This window comes from Ruegeria sp. CDSA034, from assembly GCF_059612275.1.
In genome coordinates this window covers 105,674-128,315 of record NZ_JBXWQH010000007.1, presented here as the reverse complement: position 1 = coordinate 128,315, position 22,642 = coordinate 105,674, and the positions used below count along the sequence as shown (strand labels likewise).

Annotated in this window: 19 protein-coding genes; 10 read left to right on the top strand and 9 right to left on the bottom strand. The window is 56.4% G+C overall.

Annotated elements, in window-relative coordinates:
* The first annotated feature begins 46 nt into the window (after window positions 1–46).
* From AC2FLJ_RS13500 to AC2FLJ_RS13455, 10 genes are all read left to right on the top strand, one after another.
* Entirely contained in the window at window positions 47–1,306 is a 1,260-nt protein-coding gene (locus tag AC2FLJ_RS13500) for an ABC transporter substrate-binding protein (RefSeq protein ID WP_496697946.1), read from the top strand.
* 96 nt (window positions 1,307–1,402) lie between these two features.
* A complete protein-coding gene (locus tag AC2FLJ_RS13495; RefSeq protein ID WP_058271993.1) occupies window positions 1,403–2,326 on the top strand; it encodes a carbohydrate ABC transporter permease in 924 nt (307 codons plus the stop codon).
* Between the two features lies 1 nt (window position 2,327).
* The gene (locus AC2FLJ_RS13490; protein ID WP_058271994.1) at window positions 2,328–3,176 is read left to right on the top strand and encodes a carbohydrate ABC transporter permease; all 849 of its coding nucleotides are present in this window, start codon (window positions 2,328–2,330) and stop codon (window positions 3,174–3,176) included.
* 22 nt (window positions 3,177–3,198) lie between these two features.
* On the top strand, window positions 3,199–4,539 hold the full coding sequence (locus AC2FLJ_RS13485) for an alpha-glucosidase/alpha-galactosidase (RefSeq protein WP_496706245.1): 1,341 nt from the start codon (window positions 3,199–3,201) through the stop codon (window positions 4,537–4,539).
* 26 nt (window positions 4,540–4,565) lie between these two features.
* Complete coding sequence (locus tag AC2FLJ_RS13480) at window positions 4,566–6,275, top strand: IlvD/Edd family dehydratase (RefSeq protein ID WP_496706243.1); 1,710 nt, start codon at window positions 4,566–4,568, stop codon at window positions 6,273–6,275.
* Window positions 6,275–7,042 (top strand): SDR family NAD(P)-dependent oxidoreductase, encoded by a 768-nt coding sequence (locus tag AC2FLJ_RS13475; protein WP_282119358.1) that lies wholly within the window; start codon window positions 6,275–6,277, stop codon window positions 7,040–7,042. Before AC2FLJ_RS13480 ends, AC2FLJ_RS13475 begins: the two co-directional genes overlap by 1 nt.
* Before the next feature lie 4 nt (window positions 7,043–7,046).
* A complete protein-coding gene (locus AC2FLJ_RS13470; protein ID WP_496706240.1) occupies window positions 7,047–7,940 on the top strand; it encodes a 2-dehydro-3-deoxygalactonokinase in 894 nt (297 codons plus the stop codon).
* Window positions 7,937–8,542 (top strand): 2-dehydro-3-deoxy-6-phosphogalactonate aldolase, encoded by a 606-nt coding sequence (locus AC2FLJ_RS13465; protein ID WP_282119356.1) that lies wholly within the window; start codon window positions 7,937–7,939, stop codon window positions 8,540–8,542. Before AC2FLJ_RS13470 ends, AC2FLJ_RS13465 begins: the two co-directional genes overlap by 4 nt.
* Complete coding sequence (locus AC2FLJ_RS13460) at window positions 8,539–9,399, top strand: SMP-30/gluconolactonase/LRE family protein (RefSeq protein ID WP_282169565.1); 861 nt, start codon at window positions 8,539–8,541, stop codon at window positions 9,397–9,399. The genes AC2FLJ_RS13465 and AC2FLJ_RS13460 overlap by 4 nt, the downstream gene beginning before the upstream one ends.
* Window positions 9,396–11,312 (top strand): beta-galactosidase, encoded by a 1,917-nt coding sequence (locus AC2FLJ_RS13455; protein ID WP_496697959.1) that lies wholly within the window; start codon window positions 9,396–9,398, stop codon window positions 11,310–11,312. The genes AC2FLJ_RS13460 and AC2FLJ_RS13455 overlap by 4 nt, the downstream gene beginning before the upstream one ends.
* A gap of 37 nt (window positions 11,313–11,349) precedes the next feature.
* Here the strand turns inward: AC2FLJ_RS13455 and AC2FLJ_RS13450 are convergent, their stop codons facing one another.
* From AC2FLJ_RS13450 to AC2FLJ_RS13410, 9 genes are all read right to left on the bottom strand, one after another.
* On the bottom strand, window positions 11,350–12,615 hold the full coding sequence (locus AC2FLJ_RS13450; RefSeq protein ID WP_282151988.1) for an ABC transporter permease subunit: 1,266 nt from the start codon (window positions 12,613–12,615) through the stop codon (window positions 11,350–11,352).
* Entirely contained in the window at window positions 12,612–13,532 is a 921-nt protein-coding gene (locus AC2FLJ_RS13445) for an ABC transporter permease (RefSeq protein WP_108859642.1), read from the bottom strand. Before AC2FLJ_RS13445 ends, AC2FLJ_RS13450 begins: the two co-directional genes overlap by 4 nt.
* An 11-nt stretch (window positions 13,533–13,543) precedes the next feature.
* Window positions 13,544–14,656 carry an ABC transporter ATP-binding protein gene (locus AC2FLJ_RS13440; protein ID WP_058276644.1) on the bottom strand — a complete coding sequence of 371 codons (1,113 nt, stop codon included), beginning with the start codon at window positions 14,654–14,656 and terminating at the stop codon, window positions 13,544–13,546.
* Between the two features lie 118 nt (window positions 14,657–14,774).
* Window positions 14,775–15,899 carry an extracellular solute-binding protein gene (locus tag AC2FLJ_RS13435; RefSeq protein ID WP_496706236.1) on the bottom strand — a complete coding sequence of 375 codons (1,125 nt, stop codon included), beginning with the start codon at window positions 15,897–15,899 and terminating at the stop codon, window positions 14,775–14,777.
* Window positions 15,900–16,356: 457 nt separating this feature from the next.
* Window positions 16,357–17,439 carry an ABC transporter ATP-binding protein gene (locus tag AC2FLJ_RS13430; protein WP_282151987.1) on the bottom strand — a complete coding sequence of 361 codons (1,083 nt, stop codon included), beginning with the start codon at window positions 17,437–17,439 and terminating at the stop codon, window positions 16,357–16,359.
* 3 nt (window positions 17,440–17,442) lie between these two features.
* A complete protein-coding gene (locus AC2FLJ_RS13425; RefSeq protein WP_496706234.1) occupies window positions 17,443–19,098 on the bottom strand; it encodes an alpha-glucosidase in 1,656 nt (551 codons plus the stop codon).
* A 9-nt stretch (window positions 19,099–19,107) separates the two neighbouring features.
* Complete coding sequence (locus AC2FLJ_RS13420) at window positions 19,108–20,256, bottom strand: carbohydrate ABC transporter permease (protein ID WP_496706232.1); 1,149 nt, start codon at window positions 20,254–20,256, stop codon at window positions 19,108–19,110.
* 4 nt (window positions 20,257–20,260) lie between these two features.
* Window positions 20,261–21,268 (bottom strand): carbohydrate ABC transporter permease, encoded by a 1,008-nt coding sequence (locus tag AC2FLJ_RS13415; protein WP_170418733.1) that lies wholly within the window; start codon window positions 21,266–21,268, stop codon window positions 20,261–20,263.
* Between the two features lie 66 nt (window positions 21,269–21,334).
* On the bottom strand, window positions 21,335–22,603 hold the full coding sequence (locus tag AC2FLJ_RS13410) for an ABC transporter substrate-binding protein (RefSeq protein ID WP_058276650.1): 1,269 nt from the start codon (window positions 22,601–22,603) through the stop codon (window positions 21,335–21,337).
* Between the last annotated feature and the right edge of the window lie 39 nt (window positions 22,604–22,642).

Below are 22,642 nucleotides of genomic sequence, written 5' to 3'. Positions count from 1 at the left end.
TATTTGGAACTGAAAAAGTATAAAATGGAAGCTAAGGGAGGAAACCATGCATTCCATGTACAAGCGCACTGCCGCCGTTTTGGCAGCCAGTGTCGCACTTGCCGCACCTGTCGCCGCCGAACTGACCGGCGAGCTGCGAATCTTTCTCGATACCTCCAACCCGGCGCCGCGCGCGACGATGGAGGCAATGATCGACCGTTTTGCGGAACAGCATCCGGGACTGGAGATCGAAACAACAGTAATCGACCGCGAGGCGTACAAGACCCAGATCCGCAACTTCCTGACTGCGGATACGCCGGACGTGGCGACGTGGTATGCGGCAAACCGCATGAAGCCCTACGTCGAGGCAGGCCTGTTCGAAGATGTATCGGACTTGTGGGCCGAACCTGAGATCGCCGAAAATCTGGCGTCGACCAAGGGTGCTATGACCATCGACGGCAAGCAGTGGGGTGTACCCTACACCTACTATCAGTGGGGTGTTTACTATCGCAAAGACATCTTTGACGAGCTGGGCCTGACCGAGCCAACGACTTGGGAAGAAGAGCTGGCAAACTGCCAGAAGATCGTCGATTCGGGTCGCGCCTGCTATACGATCGGCACCAAGTTCCTGTGGACTGCTGGCGGTTGGTTCGACTACCTGAACATGCGCACCAACGGGTTTGACTTCCACAACCAACTTGCCAATGGCGAAATCAGCTGGGAAGACGACCGGGTCAAGCAGACCTTCGCCAACTGGAAACAGCTGATCGACATGGGCGCGTTCGTCGACAACCATCAGACGTACAGCTGGCAAGAGGCCCTGCCCTTCATGGTGAACGGCGAAGCCGCCGCTTACCTGATGGGTAACTTTGCAGTTGCGCCGCTGCGCGAAGCGGGACTGACCGACGACCAATTGGACTTCTATCAGTTCGTTTCTATCAACCCGGATGTAGAATTGGCGGAAGATGCGCCAACTGATACTTTCCACATCCCGGCCAACGCATCGAATAAAGAAGCCGCGCGTGAGTTCCTGCGCTTTGCCGTTTCCGCAGACGAGCAAACTCAGATCAACAACGGCGCAAACCTGGGCCAGCTGCCTGTGAACGCTCAATCGTCTGTTGATGAAGACAAGTTCCTGCAGCAAGGATTTGAGATGCTGTCCGCCAACAGCCCCGGTGGCGTCGCCCAGTTCTGGGATCGTGATGCACCTGCGGAAATGGCGAAGGTGTCGATGGAAGGGTTCCAGGAATTCATGGTCAAGCCGGACAATGCTGACCGTATCCTGTCCAAACTGGAACGCGCACGTCAGCGTATCTACGAAAACTAAACCGGTCGGGCCGGGCTTTTGCCCGGCCTGCACCACTTCGTGCGTAAGGCGGGTGCATACCCGGCTTACTCCATTGATCCAAAACCGAGTGAGCGCATGTCAGCCGTCGATGTCCCTGAACAGGAAAGCTGGTTCCACAGAAATCAACAGCGCATAGCGCCGTGGCTATTTTTGGCCCCGGGTCTGCTGTTCTTCATGGTCTATGTGATCATTCCGGTGTTCCAATCCTTCAACTTGTCCTTGTACGAATGGGATGGGCTTGGCGCAGCGGAATATGTGGGTTTTCGCAACTACGAAGACCTGTATTGGGAATTGGCCGATCGCGACGCGTTTTACATATCGCTGAAGAACAACCTGATCTGGTTGATCATGTACCTGCTAGCAATCCCGGCTGGTCTTTTCATTGCTCTGTTCCTGAATCAAACCGTCTGGGGCATTCGGCTCTATAAGTCGCTGTTTTTCTTCCCCTTTGTCATATCTCAGGTCGTCGTCGGACTCGTTTTCACGTGGTTCTATGATCCGACTTTCGGCCTGTTGAACGAATTCCTAGGCTTCTTCGGCTTCGGCCCGCTGAATGTTCTAGGGGATGAGCGTTTCGTCACCTACGGCATCATCTTTGCCGGACTCTGGCCGCAAACAGCCTACTGCATGATCCTGTATCTCACTGGCCTGAACGCTGTGGATCCTGAACAGATCGAGGCCGGACGTCTGGACGGTGCAAAAGGCGGGCGGATGCTGTGGCACATCATCCTGCCTCAACTACGCCCAGCCACCTTCATTGCTTTCGTTGTCACCATCATCGGCGCGCTTCGGTCATTCGACTTGATCTCGATCATGACCCAGGGTGGCCCGTTCGGTTCGTCCCGTGTGCTTGCCTATTACATGTTCGAAGTCGCGCTGTCAGAATACGGCTTCCGCATGGGATATGGCGCCGCCATCGCGGTGATCCTGTTCCTGATCATGCTGTGCTTCATCGCCTATTTCCTGTGGTCGATGTACCGCGAAGAAAGGGGGCATTAAGATGTTTCCCAAACCCATCGAAAAACAACCCCGCGGGGCTCAGATCACCTACCAGGCGATGCTGCCCCTGGCACTGCTGCTGTGGCTCGGCCCCCTGTTGGCGGTAGCGCTGTTCTCGGTCAAGCCAGCAGCCGACTTTACCAACGCAAACTACTGGGGGATGCCGTCCAGCTTTGAGGGTGCCTACAACTATGGGCAGGTATTCTTCAACTCGGACATGCCACGCTATTTGCTGAACTCGTTCATGATCACCATTCCAACAGTGATCGGTGCCGTTGCGCTTAGTTGCATGACCGGGTTTGCACTGGGGATCTATAAATTCCGCTCAAACATCTGGATCTTTTTCATGTTTGTTGCGGGCAACTTCGTCCCGTTCCAGATTCTAATGGTTCCGGTGCGCGACCTGACGTTGGAGTTGGGTCTCTACAACACCAAAACCGGCCTCGTCTTGTTCCACATTGCTTTCCAAACAGGCTTTTGCACGTTGTTCATGCGCAACTTTATCCGCGCCCTGCCCTTCGAACTGATCGAGGCGGCTCGCGTTGAAGGCATCAGTGAATGGCGCATTTTCTGGTACGTGGTCCTACCGCTGATGAAACCGGCGATCGCGGCCCTCAGTGTGTTGATTTTCACCTTCATCTGGAACGACTACTTCTGGGCTGTTGTCCTGACACAGGGTGCGGAAAGCCAACCCGTGACAGCAGGTATAACCAGTTTTAATGCCCAATTTCGGGCGGCCTATCAACTAATGAGTGCCGGTTCCATCGTCGCGGCTCTGCCGCCGGTGGCCATGTTCTTCCTCATGCAGAAACACTTCATCGCAGGTTTGACCCTCGGTGCCGTAAAATAACGTCAAACCAAAGGTTTGCCACATGACCAAGATCACCTTTATCGGGGCAGGCTCCACGATCTTCATGCAGAATATCGTGGGCGACGCCCTGCTGACACCTGCACTGGCCGACAGCCATTTTGCGCTGATGGACATCGATCCCGTGCGCCTTGCCGAAAGCGAGGCCGTCGCCAGGGCGATGATCCGCTCTGTCGGAACAGGGGCATCTGTCTCAAAGCATACCGACCGGCGCGCCGCGCTTGAAGGCGCCGATTTCGTCATCACCGCCTTCCAGGTCGGCGGCTACAAACCCTGCACGGTGACGGATTTCGAGATCCCCAAACAATACGGCCTGCGCCAGACCATCGCTGACACCCTGGGCGTCGGCGGCATCATGCGAGGCCTGCGCACGGTTCCTGTGTTGTGGGACGTTGCACAAGACATGATGCAGCTCTGCCCAAACGCAACGCTGCTGCAATACGTGAACCCGATGGCGATCAACACATGGGCGCTGGCAGAACGTTTCCCGGCGCTGAAACATGTCGGCCTGTGTCACTCTGTCCAAAACACCGTTGAAGAACTTGCTCACGATCTGGACCTGCCCAAGGACGAGTTCCGCTACAAGGTGGCAGGCGTGAACCACGTGGCCTTTTTCCTGAGGCTAGAGCATGACGGGCGCGACCTCTACCCGGCATTGCGGCAAGGGTATGCCGGCGGGCAAATTCCCAAACCACCGCTTTTGATGCCACGTTGCCCCAACAAGGTGCGGTATGAGGTGATGGAACATCTGGGCTATTTCTGCACGGAAAGTTCAGAACACTTGGCGGAATACGTTCCATGGTTCATCAAAGATGGCCGCCAGGACCTAATTGAGCAGTTCAGCATCCCTCTGGATGAATACCCAACCCGTTGCGAGGAACAGATCGCCAGTTGGAAAGAACAGGCAAAGACCCTGACTGACGGGCGTGATATTGAAGTGATCCGAAGCCATGAGTTCGCCGCTGACCTGATGAATGCGATCGTGACTGATACGCCCTACGTGGCGTATGGGAATCTGCCCAATACTGGACAGATCCCTCAACTCCCCCTTGGCGCGGCTGTCGAAACACCTTGCCTTGTCGACACTAACGGTGTCCAACCTTCGGTCGTAACAGATATTCCGCCCCAGCTGATCGCGCTGATGCGCAGCCAGATCAACGTGCAGGAACTGACTGTGCGGGCATTGGTTGAGCAGAACCCAGAATACATTTACCACGCCGCTATGATGGACCCGCATACGGCCGCTGAACTGGACCTGCGTCAGATCCGCAGCTTGGTTAGTGACCTGTTGGTGGAACATGCCGATTGGTTGCCAGATTGGTGCAAACCCGCCAAGGCGGCCTGATCCCAATTTTAGAAGGCTGAAAAACAATGACAAAAAAACGCCGCTCTCAGCATTGGTATGGCAAGCTGGACAAGGATGGCTTTATCCACAGATCTTGGATGAAGAACCAAGGCTTTCCTGATCACGCGTTCGATGGTCGCCCGATCATCGGTATCTGCAACACCTGGTCAGAACTCACGCCCTGCAACTCGGGCCTGCGTGATTTGGCTGAAGGCGTCAAACGTGGCGTTTGGGAGGCCGGAGGATTTCCGGTCGAATTCCCGGTGATGTCACTGGGTGAAACCCAGATGAAGCCAACTGCCATGCTGTTCCGCAACCTGCTGGCGATGGATGTCGAGGAATCTATTCGCGCCTATGGCATCGACGGCGTGGTGTTGCTGGGTGGGTGTGACAAGACCACGCCGGGGCAGCTGATGGGTGCGGCGTCAGTCGATCTGCCCTCGATCGTAGTCAGCTCTGGCCCGATGCTGAACGGAAAATACCGAGGCAAGGACATTGGATCCGGAACAGATGTCTGGAAATTTTCCGAGGCCGTTCGTGCCGGCGAGATGACCTTGAAGGATTTCATGAACGCCGAATCCGGTATGTCACGCAGCGCAGGTGTTTGCATGACCATGGGTACGGCCTCAACCATGGCGTCTTTGGTGGAAGCGATGGGTATGTCCCTGCCCACCAACGCCGCCCTGCCGGCAGTTGATGCCCGCCGTATGGCGCTGGCACACCTGACGGGTAAACGGATTGTCGAGATGGTGGACGAAGATCTTAAGCCGTCGGACATCCTGACCAAGGAAGCGTTCGAAAATGCCATTCTGGCCAATGCGGCCGTTGGCGGCTCGACCAATGCAGTAGTGCATTTACTCGCGCTGGCGGGCCGCGTGGGCGTAGACCTGACGCTGAAAGATTTTGAAATCGGGTCGGAAATCCCACTACTGGTGAACTGCATGCCCTCAGGGAAATACCTGATGGAGGATTTCTGCTACGCGGGCGGTGTGCCGGTGGTTCTGAACGAGTTGAAACCCTTCCTGCGCCCCGCAAATACCGTTCTGAACAAAGATATCTCGGCGCATTTTGAAGGGGCAGAATGCTTTAGCCCCGACGTTATCCGCCCCTTCGACGATCCGGTGAAACCCGCCGCTGGTCTGCGCGTGCTGCGCGGTAACCTCGCGCCCAACGGGGCCATTGTGAAACCCTCGGCCGCGACGGATGCGCTACTGGAAACAGAAGCCGAGGCCTACGTTTTTCAGAGCATCGAAGACTTGAAAGCAAATATTGACCGGGATGATCTGCCAGTAACGTCTGAAACCATTCTGGTCCTGAAGGGTTGCGGCCCAAAGGGCTATCCCGGCATGCCCGAGGTCGGCAACATGCCGATCCCGGCCAAACTGGTGAAGGAAGGCGTCCGCGACATGATCCGCATATCCGACGCCCGCATGTCCGGCACCGCCTATGGCACCGTCATCCTGCATGTCAGCCCCGAGGCACAGGCAGGCGGTACGCTGGCACTCGTCAAAACCGGGGACCGTATCCGGGTTTCTGCCAGCAACGGGGAATTGGAGTTGCTTGTCGCCGCTGAGGAGCTGGAAACCCGCCGCGCCGCGTGGCAACCGGATGATCCGCACTACACGCGCGGTTATGCGAAACTCTATGTCGACCACGTGCTGCAAGCCGATCAGGGCGCGGACCTAGACTTCCTCGTCGGCAAAGACACCCGCCTTGTGACCAGAGAGAGCCACTGATGGACCATCCAGCCACTTTTCACGATCTAAACGGCGCCTCGGTCTATATTACCGGCGGCGGCTCTGGTGTAGGGGCCGCACTGACAGACGGTTTTTTGGCCCAGGGCGCAAACGTTGCCTTTATCGGCCGCTCGGACGCCAGCGCATTCGTTGAGGAAATGCGAGACAAACATGGTCGCGCGCCGCTGTTCATGCAGGGCGACATGACGGATACCGAACTGCTGCACGCCACAATGCAAAAGGCTGCCGAGGCACATGGACCTTTGGATGTGTTGGTCAACAACGCCGCTAACGACAAGCGTCACTCGCTTGAGGAAACCACCGCCGAGTTCTGGGACTGGATGATTGAGGTGAACCTCAAGGCCTACTACTTCGCCTGTCAGGAGGCTGCGCGCCAAATGACTGGCAAAGGGGGTTCAATCGTCAACTTCAGCTCGATCAGCTACATGATGGGGAATGCGGGGTACCCAATCTATACGACGTCGAATGCCGGGATCACCGGGATGACGCGATCTTTGGCACGCGAATTGGGGCCGCAAAAAATTCGTATCAATGCGCTGGCTCCCGGATGGGTTTTGACGCAAAAGCAACTTGACATGTGGGCCACGCCGGATGACCTGGCAGCGCATTTGGAGCGCCAGTGCCTGAAAGAACACCTGACGCCCGAAGACATGATCGCACCGACATTGTTCCTGGCCTCGGATGCCAGCCGCGCGATGACCGGACAGTGCATGGCCGTCGATGGCGGCGTTGTAGTAACGGGGTAAGGCCATGAATGCAGAGTGGATAGCTGTCGACTGGGGAACATCCCAACTGCGGGCCTGGGCCTTGCAGGGCGACACCGTACTGGCGCAATCCCAGTCTGATCGGGGAATGGCCCGGCTGAGCAGAGATGCGTTTCAATCTGCCTTGCTTGACCTGATCGCCGACTGGCTAGGTCCTGAACCTGTCGACGTTGTGGCTTGCGGTATGGTCGGTGCGCGGCAAGGTTGGGTCGAAGCACCCTACTCGGCCGTCCCGTCAGCGCCGCTGCCGGATGCACCTATACGAGTACCGGGAACCGATGCGCGGATACGCGCATTTGTGGTGCCTGGTCTCAAACAGAACGCACCGCCAGACGTTATGCGCGGTGAGGAAACTCAAATATCTGGCTTTCTGGCAACCCGCCCGAACTGGGACGGGGTTATCTGCCTGCCCGGGACGCATTCAAAATGGGTTCAGATCAGCGCAGGAGAAGTCGTGAGCTTTCGAACGTTCATGACAGGTGAGATGTTTGAACTGCTCTCCGAGCAATCAGTGCTCAAGCATTCGGTCGGTGACGGCTGGGACGCCGACGCCTTCGCAGAAGCTACGGCAGACGCGTTGTCCAAACCCGAACAATTGGCTGCGCGCCTGTTCGGACTGCGAGCGGCGGATTTGTTGCACAATCAGGACAAGGGGACAGCCCGAGCCAAGTTATCCGGGCTTTTGATCGGGGCCGAGTTGGGCGCAACACGCCCCTACTGGTTGGGGCAGCAGCTGGCAATCATCGGCGCTGAAGGGATATCCCAAATCTACGCACGTGCGCTGCAACTGCAGGGCGCTTTCGTGGACACAGCTAACGCAACTCAATGCACATTGGCAGGTCTGGCACAGGCCCGCAAACTAACGAGGCAAACCGCATGAGCCGCCCCATCATCGCCATTTTGCGTGGCTTGCAACCGGCAGAAGCCGTCAATGTAGGCCATGCTCTGATCGAATCTGGTATCGACAAGATCGAGGTGCCGTTGAATTCGCCTGACCCGCTGAACAGCATTGAATCGTTGGCCAGCTCATTCGGCGATCAAGCATTGATCGGCGCTGGTACGGTTCTGACCCCCGAGCAGGTAGAGGCCGTTTCGCAAGTTGGCGGAAAGCTGATCGTTTCCCCGAATTATGACGCCGAGGTCATTGTGCGTTCTGTCGCGCTTAACATGCAAAGCTGGCCGGGCGTCTATACCCCGACCGAGGCGTTTGCTGCGCTTAAGGCTGGCGCGACGGGATTGAAATTGTTCCCGGGTGTCACCGCCGGACCAAGTGGTTTGGCCGCACTGCGACCTGTATTGCCATCGGGTACTTTGGTCTATGCCGTTGGTGGCGCTGGACCTGAGAACTTCGCCGAATGGATCAAGGCTGGAGCAGACGGGTTTGGCATCGGATCGGCCCTGTTCAAACCGGGGATGTCCGTCGCGGAAATTGCCGGTCAGGCCGAGCGGATCGTCGCTGCCTATGACGAGGCGGCTGGATGAGCTTTGTTTTTGATGATCGCCCTTGTGAGCTTGGCGAAGGACCCCTGTGGCATCCTGAACGCAAGCAACTGTTCTGGTTCGACATCATCAACAAAAGATTGATGACGCAGACCGGGGTTGAGCAACACAGCTGGCAGTTTTCGGAACATGTCTCAGCAGCAGGTTGGGTTGACCGGGATACAATAGTGATGGCCTCGGAAACCGGTCTGTGGCGGTTTGGTTTGAACAGTGGTCAAAAAGACCTGATCGTCTCGCTTGAGGCGAACAACCCGGTCACCCGCTCCAATGACGGGCGCGCAGACCCGTGGGGCGGGTTCTGGATTGGGACGATGGGTAAAAACGCCGAACAAGAGGCGGGCGCGATCTATCGGTACTGGCAGGGCGAACTACGCCTGCTTGTGCCCGAGGTCACAATCTCGAACGCGATCTGTTTTTCCTCAGACAGGTCCTGCGTCTATTACACAGATACAGTCACACAACAGGTTAGGCGCTGCTCGCTGGAGCCTGAGACGGGGTGGCCCGAAGGCAATAGCACGGTGTTTCTCGATTTGCGCGCTGATGACCTTTTTCCCGATGGCGCTGTGGTCGACGCAGAAGGCAATATCTGGATCGCCCAATGGGGGGCAAACCGTGTCGCTTGCTATGACCCGAACGGGCGGTTTCGGCATGCCGTTTCGTTTCAGGCCGCACATACATCTTGTCCCGCCTTTGGCGGCGACGATCTGACAACGCTGTTTTGCACCACTGCCCGTCAGGGGTTGGACGCAGACACTGTTGAAACACAACCAACCAATGGCATGACCTTTGGCGCATTGGACGCGGGCACAGGCCAGGCAGAACACAGAGTCCTTCTATGAAACCAGAACTTGGTGTTTGCTATTACCCGGAACATTGGCCCGAGGCCATGTGGGCCGAAGACGCGGCTCGAATGGTTGAAACTGGCATAAGCTGGGTCCGGATCGGTGAGTTTGCCTGGAGCCGAATGGAGCCGGTTCCTGGCGATCTGCAGTTGGATTGGCTGGACCGTGCAATCGAAACGCTTGGGGCGGCTGGGCTCAAGGTTGTGCTGGGGACGCCCACTGCGACGCCTCCGCGGTGGATGCTTGAGAAACACCCAGACATGCTGGCAGTGGATGTTCTGGGGAATACACGAAAATTCGGCTCACGCAGGCATTATTGTTTTAGCCACCCGGGTTATGTCCAGGAATCCGTCCGCATTGCCCGGATCATGGGCGAGCGCTATGGACGAAACCCGCATATTGCGGCATGGCAAATCGACAATGAATATGGCTGTCACGATACGACCGTCAGCTACGGCCTCGCCGCTCTGCATGCCTTTCGGCATTGGCTAAAGGATCAATACGGCAACATTGACGCACTAAACGAGGCATGGGGCAACATATTCTGGGCGATGGAGTATCGTGATTTCGACCAGATTGATCTGCCCAATATGACAGTGACCGAACCCAACCCGGCACACGTTCTGGCGTTCCGGCGTTTCAGTTCGGATCAAGTCGTTGCGTACAACAAAGCCCAGGCAGATGTACTGCGCGCATTGACCGATGCGCCTTTGTTGCACAACTACATGGGCCGAGTGCTGGATTTCGACCATTTCAAGGTTGGCGAAGATTTGGACATCGCCACATGGGACAGCTATCCAATCGGCTTCCTCTCTGACCGGCTCGAGGCGGATGAAGCGCACAAAACCGCCTTTCTTCAGCAGGGCGACCCGGACATGCAGGCATTTCACCATGACCTGTATCGCGCGGTCGGCCGTGGGCGTTGGTGGGTGATGGAGCAGCAACCCGGCCCGGTGAATTGGGCGCCATACAATCCGGCGCCACTACCCGGAATGGTTAAGCTTTGGTCGCTTGAGGCAGTGGCGCACGGCGCCGAGGTTGTCAGCTATTTCCGCTGGCGGCAGGCGCCGTTTGCGCAAGAGCAAATGCATGCGGGGCTGCTGACACCCAACAACCACCCTGCCCCGGCCCTGACCGAGGCAAAGCAGACTTCGGACGCGTTGTCAGAAATAGGCAACGTTGTGCAGACACAGGCCCAGGTGGCCATCCTGTTCGACTACGCCTCGGATTGGGCTTGGTCGACACAGCCTCAGGGCGCTGGATTTGACTATTTCCGTCTGGTTTTCTCGGCGTATCGCGCCTTGCGGCGGGCGGGCTTGTCTGTGGACTTCGTGTCCTCAACCAACATTCCGCGTGTTGGCTACAAGTTCATCCTTGCTCCGGGGATAGCCACCGTGAGCGACAATTTGGAACGTCAATTGGTGGAGGCCTGTGATCTGCTCATCATGGGTCCACGCAGCGGGGCGATCACACATGATTTCCAGATTCCCCGGGCACGACCCGGTCTGAACGGTCTGAAATGCGACGTCAATTTGGTCGAGACACTGCCGCCTAACATCCGCCGTGGCGTTGAAGGCGGCGGAGCGGTGCAACATTGGATCGACAGGGTTTCGGGGGCTGCCCCCAATTTGCTGACATTTGCAGATGGCACCCCTGCGCTTTTGGGTGAAAATCGTCTTTGGTATCTGGCAGGTTTCCCGGATGACACATTGTGGGACCGGGTCGTTGAAATGGCCGCGCGCAAAACCGAGGTGACCCTATATCCGATGCCCAAAGGGTTGCGCCGTCGCGAGACGGCCACGCATGTTTTCCTAATAAACTACAATGCGCAACCGGTCGCATGGAACGGTGACGTCGTTGACGCCTGTGACGTTGCTGTCACGCAGAAAGATGCGCCCGAAGAGGAATAACCTCTCCGGACGCACGTTTAGGATTTAACTTCGAAACCTACTGGTCAGTCTGCAGGCTGTTGGGATCGAACACGCCCCCGAAGCCACCGTTGTTTGAAGGCGGAGTTTCAGTATCTGAACTCTCCTCCTCGGCGTCCCCACCAAGAGTATTAGGCGCGAAGACATTGCCAAAACCACTGTTGTTGGATGGTTTCGGTGTGGATTGCTGCGCACCACCTTGTTCGGCTTCTTCGGCCTCACGTTTCTTACGCTGTTCTTCGCGCTGCTTGCGCAGCTCTTGAATGCGTTGTTCCGCTTCCAGGCGTTTCTGCTCTTTCACATTGGCGATGCATTGGCCGGGGTTGTAGGCCGTTGCGGTGCCAACGACAGTGATCGTCGCAACCGCAAACACAACCAGCAGGACAGCCGCCATGTTGCCAGCAAAGAAGCTGGGCAGCTTAATCTTGCCGGCCAGCTCCTCAACTGTGGCGCTCTTGCGGGCTGCGGCCACCAGTTCCTGACGCTTCAGCTTGGCTTCGTTCAACAAGGCAAAGAACACTGTCAACGCCACGATGATGAAGGCCAGAGCCGAAATGGCGGGTGTAATGCCGTAGCGCACCTTTTGGGCCAGTTCGATCGTAAGCGTCGGGTATTCACCAAAGGTGAAAGTGGTCGTGTTGTAGTTCTCGAACGAAGCGAGGAACGCCAGCACAGCAGCCGACGCGATCGCGGGACGCATGAAGGGCAACAGGATCTTGCGGAAAGCCTGAGCATGCGTTGCACCAAGGTCCAACGCCGCTTCGGTCAATGCCACATCGTAACGCTGCAGGCGCGCCACCAGAACCAACATGCAATAGCTTGCAATAAAGGTGGATTGGCCGATTACCGTCAGGAAGATACCGTTAGACAGGAAGCTATCTGCACCCAGTCCCAGCATCCGGTTGATCCGATCCCAGAACACCAAAGTCGAGATGCCAAGAACAACACCCGGGATCAGGATCGGAGCGATTATGATCGTATAGTAGGTCGCCCGCAACTTAGGCCAGATCTGGGTCAGCATCAGCGCACCGGCCAGACCCATCGCCACCGACAGAATAACCGTTCCGGCACCAATGATCAGCGAGTTCTTGATGCCGTTCAGGATACGCTGATCCTGAAACAGCTCGCCGAACCACTGGAAGGTCAGACACTCCCACGGCGTCATGCGCGGGAAGGCCGACGAATTGAAGGCCGTGACCGACATGATTACCAGTGGGCCCAGCAGGTACAGGAAGAAGATGACCAGATAGACCCAGATGCTTACACGAAGGAAGGAATTATTCATTTCCCGATATCCCCCATGTTCACCTTGAACAGGCGCATCATCGCCAGCACGAACAGGATACAGGTCACCAGAAGAACGATGGCGTAAGCCGCACCTTGCGGCCAGTCATTGTTGTCATTGAATTGCTGGTAAATCAGCTGCGTGAACCACAGACTGGACGGTCCGCCCAGGATTTGCGGCGCGGCCAGCGCACCGGCGCTTAGCATGAACACCATGGTACAGCCCGAGCTGATGCCCGGTTTGGCGTAAGGAATGACCACACGCCAGTGAATCCGCCACCATGGCGCACCAAGATCGCGCGCGGCCTCGATCTGGTTTTTATCCAGACTTTCGATCACGTTGTACATCGGGAAGATCATCAGCAGGATGTAAGCGTAACCCAGACCGGCATAGAGCGCGATGTCGTTGCGAATAAAGTCAAACGGCGTATCCCAGATGCCCAGCCCCACGAACAGGGTATTCAAAACACCGGTCTCACCAAAGATGATCCGCAGGGCAAAGGCACGTAAAATCTCGTTGATCCAGTATGGGATGATCAGCATGATCGCGAAGATGCGAATGTGGTTGCCCTTGGACTGGCCCAGATAATAGGCAATCGGATAGCAGAGGATCAGGTTGAAGACCGTCACACAGACTGCGGCCAGCAGTGTGCGAAAAAAGACCCTCAGGTCGACTGCATTATAGGACTGACTACCACCTTCGGGGCCATAGATCAGGTACTTGTAGTTCTCCAGCGTATAAACGTCCTTAGGCCCGCCAATCTCGGGCGGTGGCAGGTTCGGACGGAAGGAAAAATCCAGCATCGACAGCTGGGGCAGAATGATCAGGCCAATGGTCCAGAACAGGACAAGACCCAATATTGCGGCGCCCATGCCGATGCCGTTTCGGTTAAAGAATTCTTTCAGGAAGCCTGGCATAGTCGGCCCCCTTATTCTGCGGCCAATTCACCCGCCGGAACCAGAACCGCATTGCGGGTCTCATATTCCAACGTGATGTTTTGGCCTGTGTGGTCATCGAAGGATTGGCCGAGGTTTGGCAAGGACACCTTGATCTCTTTACCGCCGTCACCTTCGGTGAAGATGTTGAAGACGTTACCTTCGAATTCTTCGTGGTTCACCCGCGCGGTGACAAAGTGATCGCCTGACACACCATCGGCGGCGATCGCAAAAGCTTCGGGGCGAATGAACATCATGGCGTCATCACCCACTGCAAGCTTGCCTTGGTTGGCGGTCGAGATGCGTGCAACCAATTCACCAGACCGGTTCGTCGAAATCAGCGCTTCGTTCCCCATAATCTGTTTAATTTTGCCGCGAAATACGTTGTTTTCACCTACGAAAGAGGCCGCGAATGCAGTGTTGGGATCATTATAGATGGTCTTGCCATCGGCGATTTGATCGATCACGCCAGCCCGCATGACCGCGATATTGTCTGACATGGTCAGGGCTTCGCCCTGGTCGTGGGTGATATAGATGAAGGTGATGCCGACGCGCTTTTGAATCTCTCGCAGCTCGGTACGCATATGCTGGCGCAGTTTGAGGTCCAGCGCGGACAACGGTTCATCCAGCAAAAGTACATCCGGTTCTGCACATAGCGCGCGGGCGATGGCAACCCGTTGGCGCTGACCACCGGACAACTCGCTTGGCAACTTGTCACCCTGGTCGGGCAGTGCGATCATGTCCAGCAGCTCATCGGCACGCTTTCGGCGTTCTTTTGCGCTTGCGCCGCTGATCTCCAATGAGAAGGTGATATTTTCCCACACTTTCATCAGCGGGAACAAAGCGAGGTTCTGAAAAATAAGGGCGGTCGGGCGTTTGTTCGGGCCAATGCCCCGCATATCCTTGCCGCCGATCAGAACTTTGCCTTCGCTTGGTTCCAGAAAACCCGAAACTGCCCGAAGGATCGTTGTTTTGCCGCACCCCGAGGGCCCGAGAAACGAAAAGAAATCGCCCCCGTTGATGTTCACGTTTGCATCCCTCACGGCGACAAAATCACCGAAACGGATCCACAGGTTCTCAAGATCTACACCGACCCCTGCACTCATTTTTGGTATCTCCGTCAGGTACGGTCCGTGACCGCACCGAAATAGCGTCCGTCACGCCGTTGTGGCGCGCGGGTTGATAGCCCTCCGCACAGTGGCGGAGGGCACCTTGTCAAAGCAATCAGGCGCTTTTGAACTTGTTGACGAACTCGGTCCGAGTTTCGGCATACCACGGAGCCTCAGCAGGCCATGGGTTCAGGTTTGCCAGAGAGTCGCCCGGATAGGCCTCGGCGAAGTTCTTCTTGTAAGTGTCGCCCGCATATTGGTCGGCGCCCAGAACTGGCGAGTTGTAGCCGTGGCTGTCGATGGCGACACCAGCAGGCTTGGCCTGATAGGCGAAATCGATGAAGGCATAAACCTGGTCGATGTTCTGCGCCCCGGTCGGCATCGACATACCGTCGACCCATGCCATCGCACCTTCGACCGGAGCCTGATAGTGCACCGGCTCACCAGCTGATTTCAGCGCCAGCGGCGGACCATCCCAAGTCTGGCCGACAATAACGCCTTCGTTCAACAGGCCGTTTTTCTGGGTGTCTGCGTCGTTCCAGATCAGCTTGATCCGGTTCTTCCGCTCGACGCACCAGTCGGTGATCTGACCCCAGACCTTGCGCATGGTGTCTTCGTCGCCGTACGCGGCCCAGACAGAGCCAGGCTCCATCTCACCAGAGGCTTCCATATACAGACCCGCACCCAGCATCATCGAATGCGCGCGGCCCATGGTCTTGCCTGCGTTTGCTTCGGACCAGACGTCCCCATAGGACGGGGCATCTCCTTCGGGCAGCCACAGGTCGGTGCGGTAGGCAATACCTTCTGTACCCCAGATATGCGGCAGCCAGTGCACTCCGCTGTCACCAAAGTTCCAAGCGTCGGTGCCGATCTGCGCCATCGCAGGGTTCACCAGATCAATCGGAACCTTGTTCATGTCGAAGGGCTGCAACAGTTCCAGCGGCCCCCACTGCAGCGAGCGGTTGTTCGTCGGCGATACGATGTCAAAGCCTTGGCCTTTGGTGGCCTTCATCTTGTTGATGATTTCTTCGTTCGACCCGATACCGGTATAGTTCACCTTGATTCCGGTCAGAGTTTCAAACTCTTGCAGGAATGCGGGCGGCAGATAGTCCGACCACATCAAAATGTTGATTTCACCCGAAGATGCCAGCGCGCTTTTGCTGTAAAGCGGTGCTGCCAGTGCTGCTGCGCCCGCGCCTTTCAGGACCGAGCGTCTGGAAACGGTTTTCCGTTCAGCCATATTTTAGTTCTCCCGTTATTGGACTGTGTTGTTTTGTTATTATGGTTGCCACGCTAGAACTTTGCGGGGGCATTGTCAGGCCAAAAGTGACGGATTGGCAATTTCGTATGTCCAGATTGCGATTTAATCTAGCAAATATGGCTAGTTAACCCCTGGGTCCGCAGTCACATATTGAGACCGAAGCAGCCTATTTCTGCAACGTTTCTTAAGAAATTAACACAGTTGCCCGTCCGGTCCGGGACCAGATTTTGGGCCGCAATCCAATTGGGGAAAAGCGGGTTCTGTCATGCCAGACCGAAAGAACTCTCGTCAAAAACAGTCAAAAACTGCATGCATTTGGTAATGCACACAGACCTCGGGACTTACCACTGCGGGGCACAGACAACGTTCCAATCTGTGCAGTAAGTGGCATTCGCGCACTGTGCCGCACTTTTCGATCATCATGCGCCGCTCGCGGTCATTTCCTCATAGACAGGCCCTGGTGAAACAAGTGAACCTTGCCCGGATCTGCCGAAACGGCAACGGTTTGGCCCCGCATGTTTTTTTGGACCCCCGGCAGTTTTGCGATTGTGGGATCCTCCCCGTCTTTGGCGGCAAAATACAACAGCGTGACCTCGCCAAGGGCTTCGGTAAAGTCCACAATCCCTTCCATAATCGGATTGCTTTCAACGGGGTGAAAGTCTTCGGGACGCACTCCGATATTTACCTGTTTACCCTCGTCAGCTGCATCGGTTGGGATGCTGGTCACCGCGGTCCCACCACCATCCAGTTTTACGACGGTGCGCTCACCAGTCTGCGTGATGACACCCGGCAAAAGGTTCATTGCAGGTGAGCCAATAAATTGCGCGACAAACTCATTGTCAGGCGTTTCATACAGTTCGAGAGGGGTGCCGACCTGCGCGATCCCCTTGTTGGCCAGGACGACAATCCGGGTGGCCAATGTCATCGCCTCGACCTGATCGTGGGTGACGTAGACCATCGTGCTATCCGGCATCGCCTCTTTCAGGCGTGCGATTTCGATGCGGGTCGCGACGCGCAGCGCCGCATCAAGATTGGAAAGAGGCTCATCAAACAGATAAACTTTTGGGTCGCGCACGATCGCCCGGCCGATTGCAACCCGTTGCCGCTGACCACCGGAAAGGGCCTTAGGAAGTCGGTCCAGAAACGGTTCCAACTGTAGGATACGAGCTGCGCGGTCAACTGCTGCGTCGACCTCGTCCGATGGCATTTTGGCGATCTTCAATGCAAAAGCCATATTCTCGCGCACCGTCATGTGCGGATACAGGGCATAGCTTTGGAAAACCATCGCAATGCCCCTTTGCGCGGGCGGTACATCGTTCATCACCTGACCTTCGATCTCAAGCGTTCCGCCCGAAATCTTTTCTAATCCCGCAATCATGCGCAGCAACGTAGATTTTCCACAGCCAGAGGGCCCGACAAAAACGATCAGTTCACCGCGTTCGATGTCCAAGTTGATGTTTTTGAGCACATCGACGTTGCCATAGGTCTTTGCCACATCCGTGAGATTGAGTTCCGACATGGCTTACTCCTTTTCGCGCATCATCAAACAGAATTGAGCCGCGTCGAGGGTGATTGTCCCCGCCCCTTCGACGCCGCCCAACTCTTGCCCGATTGCCTGCCAGTTACCGTCGGGCAGTGTGATTTCCGCGCTGTCAGATCCAAGATTGAATGCGCAGAATATCTGTTGGACATTGTCCTCACGCAGGAAGGCAAGGATCGGTCCAGACTGCGCCATCTCGCGCTGTTGGCCTGACATCAATGCGGAATGCGCGTGGCGTAGCGCAATGGCACGGCGATAATGTTGCAGCATGGAGTTTGGGTCTTGCTCTAACCTGTCTACTGCACGCTCGGCCTGCGTTTGGCTGACGGGCAGCCAGGGGGCACCAGTACTGAAACCCGACTGTTCGTCCTGCGCTGCCCATACCATCGGGGTACGACAACCATCACGGCCCTTGAACTCCGGCCAGAATTCTATGCCGTAAGGGTCCTGCAGATGTTCAAACGGTACGTCCGCCTCGGGCAGACCAAGTTCTTCGCCCTGATACAGGCAAGACGATCCGCGCAGGCACATCATCAGCACCGCGTGCTGACGGATGGCCGCATCGTCCAGCGCCCACCGTGTCGCGTGGCGCTGGACATCATGGTTCGAAAATGCCCAGCAAGGCCATGCATCGCCAGCCTTTTCTTCCAACTGATCAAACACCTGCTTGGCGTACGCGGCGGTCAAAGCGCGTTTTTCGAGAAACTCAAAAGCATAACACATATGCATGCGTTTATCGCCGCTGGTGTACTCGCCCATGATCTCAAGACCGCGCTGCGCGTCGCCAACCTCGCCCAAACAAGCGCGGCCTTCGTATTCGTCCGTTAGTGCACGCAACCGCTCGAGGAAGGCGATGTTTTCCGGCTGGCTTTTGGAATGAAGGTGATCCTGATGGTTATAGGGGTTCACCATCGGCGCGATCGAGGCATTTCGCTGATCCATCGGCAGGCCAGGGTTGTCGCGCAGTTGTTTGTCGTGGAAATAGAAGTTGATCGTGTCCAGACGGAAACCATCAACGCCCAAGTCCAGCCAGAACCGTGCAACATCCAGCAATGCATCCTGCACGTCCGGGCAATGGAAGTTCAGATCCGGCTGCGACGTCAGAAAGTTGTGCAGATAATATTGCAGGCGTCGGGAATCCCACTGCCATGCGGACCCACCAAAAATCGACAGCCAGTTGTTTGGCGGCGTGCCGTCGGGCTTGGGATCAGCCCAAACATACCAATCGGACTTGGCATTTTCGCGATTGGATCGGCTCTCCTTGAACCATAGGTGCTGATCCGACGTGTGCGACAACACGAGGTCGATCATCACCTTCAGCCCAACTGAATGCGCCTGATCCAGGAGATACTTAAAGTCCTCCATGCTGCCAAACATCGGATCAACATCACGGTAGTCGCTGACATCGTATCCAAAGTCCTTCATCGGCGATTTGAAGAATGGCGAGATCCAGATGGCATCGACGCCAAGCGAAGCGATGTAACCAAGCCTTTGGGTGATACCCCTGAGGTCTCCGATACCATCGCCGTTGCTGTCTTGAAAGCTGCGCGGATAGATCTGGTATATCACTCCGCCCCGCCACCAATCGGCGGACGCTTTGGTTGCTTTATGTAGTTCTACGGTGTTCTGCACGTTCATCAGACGCCTCTACTTGACGGACCCGGCCAACAGACCGCGGACCAGATATTTTTGCATTGCGAAGAAAACAATCAGCGGGACGATGATCGAAACAAAGGCCGCTGTGGCAAGGATTTCCCAATTCCCACCGCGCGTGCCTAAAAGCTCAACGATGCGGTTGGTCATGACAGTGGTCTGTCCGGATGCGTCGATCAGGAACACCTTGGCGACCAGCAAGTCATTCCACGTCCAGAGAAACTGGAAGATCGCAAAAGACGCCAACGCTGGAAAGCTGAGCGGCAAGATCAACTTGATAAAGATCTGAAACTCGGTCGCGCCATCGACCCGCGCGTTTTCGATCAGATCGCGGGGCAGACCCGCCATGTAGTTACGCAAAAGATAAATCGCCAGCGGCAACCCGAACCCGGTGTGTGCCATCCAAACCCCCAGATATCCTTTGCCAATCCCGATATTTAGGTGGAATTTCAGCAACGGGATCAGGGCCAGTTGCAGCGGGACAACCAACAGGCCAACGACAGCCGCAATAATCAAAGCGCGCCCGGGGAAATCCATCCAAGCCAGCGCGTAGGCTGCAAAAGCCGCCACGAGAATCGGAATGATCGTTGCCGGTATCGTCACGGTCAACGTGTTGAAAAATGCGCGTCCCATACTGTCGGTGCTGTCTTCTGCCAGAAGAACCTTGTGATAATTGTCTAAAGTAAACTCAGGCGGCAATTCTGCAGTTACAAAAACACGCGATCCGCGGCTGCCGGTGAACTCGTCCGGGTTCTCCATGCGGTAATTCCCTGCGGCATCTACGGTGATTGTGCCGCCCTTTCGCAGCTCAGCTGTTTCGCCGGGGGCAAAGGCATCAATCGCGCGAGAGCTGATCCCCCATTTTGAGATTGTCGCCTTCGTCCCTTCGTCAAACAGATTGCCTTCGATCACGTACAGCCCGTTTTCGAGTACCTGGGTATCCGGGGCAGCGCTGCGCAGTGTCAGGTTCTGCTCGGACGGAAACAGCGACCGCCACCAGCCGCTGGTTGCGATTTGATCCGCTGTCCGAAAAGACGAGATCAAAAGACCCAGAGTTGGCACAACCCACAGCACCACCAAAAAGAGGACCGAGGCATGGACGACCCAGCGAAGGGCGGGTTTGGTTCCTGCAATATCGCTCATGACCCTACTCCATCTCTTTCCGCGCGTTGCGCACATTCCAGACAAGGATTGGAGCCACTAAGAGCATGATCACCATGGCCGAAGCCGACCCGACGCCCCAGTCGTTGGCGCGGAACAGCTTGTCATACATGTAGTTGGCCAAGACCTGCGTTTCCCACTGGCCATTGGTCATTGCAAAAACGATGTCAAAGACCTTGAGGACGGTGATCGTAATCGTGGTCCAGACGACAAGGATAGTGGTTTTGATCTGCGGCACTTTGATCCGGAAAAATATCTGAAACGGATTAGCCCCATCCAGAATTGCGGCCTCAATCGTTTCCTCGGGGATTCCGCGCAGGGCGGCCGATAGGATAACCATGGCAAAACCGGTTTGGATCCAGATGAGGACAACCATCAGCAAAAAGCTGTTCCAGAACGGTATCGTCAGCCACGTCTGCGGCTCGGTCCCGCCAAAGAAAATATAGAGCGCATTGAGCATGCCAATCTGATCTTGTTCAGCCGGACGAGTGTCATAGACCAGCTTCCAGATAACCGATGCGCCCACGAACGAGATCGCCATTGGCATAAAGATCAGCGACTTGGCGAGATTGCCCCAACGAATGCGGTCAGTCAGCTGTGCCACCAACAGGCCAAAGGCCGTCGACATTGCAGGCACAATGATCAGCCAGAACATGTTGTTGCGCATCGCTTCCCAAAACTTGGGCTCTTTGGCCATCTGGATATAGTTGTCCAGCCCAACCCATTTGTAGCCGCCGCCCGGGACACGATCAGTCAGTGACAGGCGCAGGGTTTCGACAACCGGATAGGCCAGATACAAGCCCAAAGCAGCCAGCGCTGGGAACAGAAACAACCAAGGCCGGATCATGTTCGCGCGGTTGATATTGCGGCCAGCATTCGGCCCCCGAGGCGGGAAAAGAACTCTGTCCAGAAACTGATTGGATAGATAGAAATAGCCCACGCAACCTGACACGCCGATGGCGATGGTCAGCAGGCCTTGAAATGCCGGATGCATGCCGCTCTCCCTTGCGACGATGGGTTCGGGCAACCCGACAGAGCGGGTTGCCCAATCTCAGACGCTTTAGTCCAGCGCGTCCCACGAGGACTGGATTTCGTCGGCGACGTCCTGGGCAGGTGTTCCGCCCGTATAGTCGACCATTCCAGTCCAGAAGGTGCCTGCACCCACGCCGCCCGGCATCAGGTCGGAGCCGTCAAACCGGAAGGTGGTGGCCCCCAGAAGAATGTCGTTCATCTTCTTCAGCGTTGGGTCTGAGAAGACCGAGGTATCGACGCCTTTGTGCGGCGTCAGGAACCCGGTCAGAGCCATCCAGGCTTCGTGCGCCTCGGGCGTTTCCAGGTATTTCATCAGCGCATGCGCGCCTGGGCTGTCATTGGTAATGGCCCAAACTGTGCCGGCCCCAAGGACCGGGCTGCCGAGGTCTTTGCCTTCATAGGCCGGGAAGTAGAAGAAGTCAGCATCCTCGCCCACAACCGTACCTTCGGGGAAGAAGGCGGGAATGAACGAGGCCTGACGGTGCATGTAACACTGCGGAGGCGAGCTGAACATGCCCTTCGGGCTGTCACGGAAGTCAGTCGTTGCAACCGCACCGGCTCCGCCGGCCACGTAATCATCGTTGCGCGCAAACGCTCCGAATTCTTCAATAGCGGCGACAACCTTAGGGTCGTTAAATTTCAATTCGTTGGCGACCCAGGCGTCATAATCTTCGGGCGGCAACGTGCGCAGCATCATGTCTTCAACCCAGTCAGTCGCTGGCCAACCGGTCGCTCCGCCGGACCCCAGCCCGATGCACCATGGCGTTTCGCCATCCGCAACGATCTGATCAGTCAGCGCCTTCAGCTCTTCCATTGTGGTCGGGATTTCATAGCCGGCGTCTTCAAAGTTCTCCGGCACAAACCAAACCAGCGATTTCACGTCGACCTTGTAGAAAAACCCATACAGATGGTCTTGCCCGTCCGGGCCCTGATAGGTTCCCAGATCCACCCACGACTGACCGGCCGCATAGTTGTCGCGAATCCAATCCGCAGTTCCTTCACTCAGGGGTGTCAGGAATCCCGCCTTGGCCATATCTGATGCCAGACCGGGTTGGGGAAACACTGCTACGTTGGGCGCCGATCCGGCTTCGGCATCAATTCTGATCTGCTGCTCAAAGCTGTCCGAGCCGACATAGCTGTACTCATGCCCGGTCGCTGCGGCAAAGCCGTCCAAAACCTTTTCGACATTTTCCTGATCAGGCCCCAGCCACGGACCGAACACGGTGACCTTGTCGGCATACGCCGCGCCCGCCATCAGGGCGAACGTGGCCGCGCCTGCATAAAGCGAGTGTTTCATGAAGTTTCCTCCCAACTTTGCTCGCGCCTTTGAGACTCA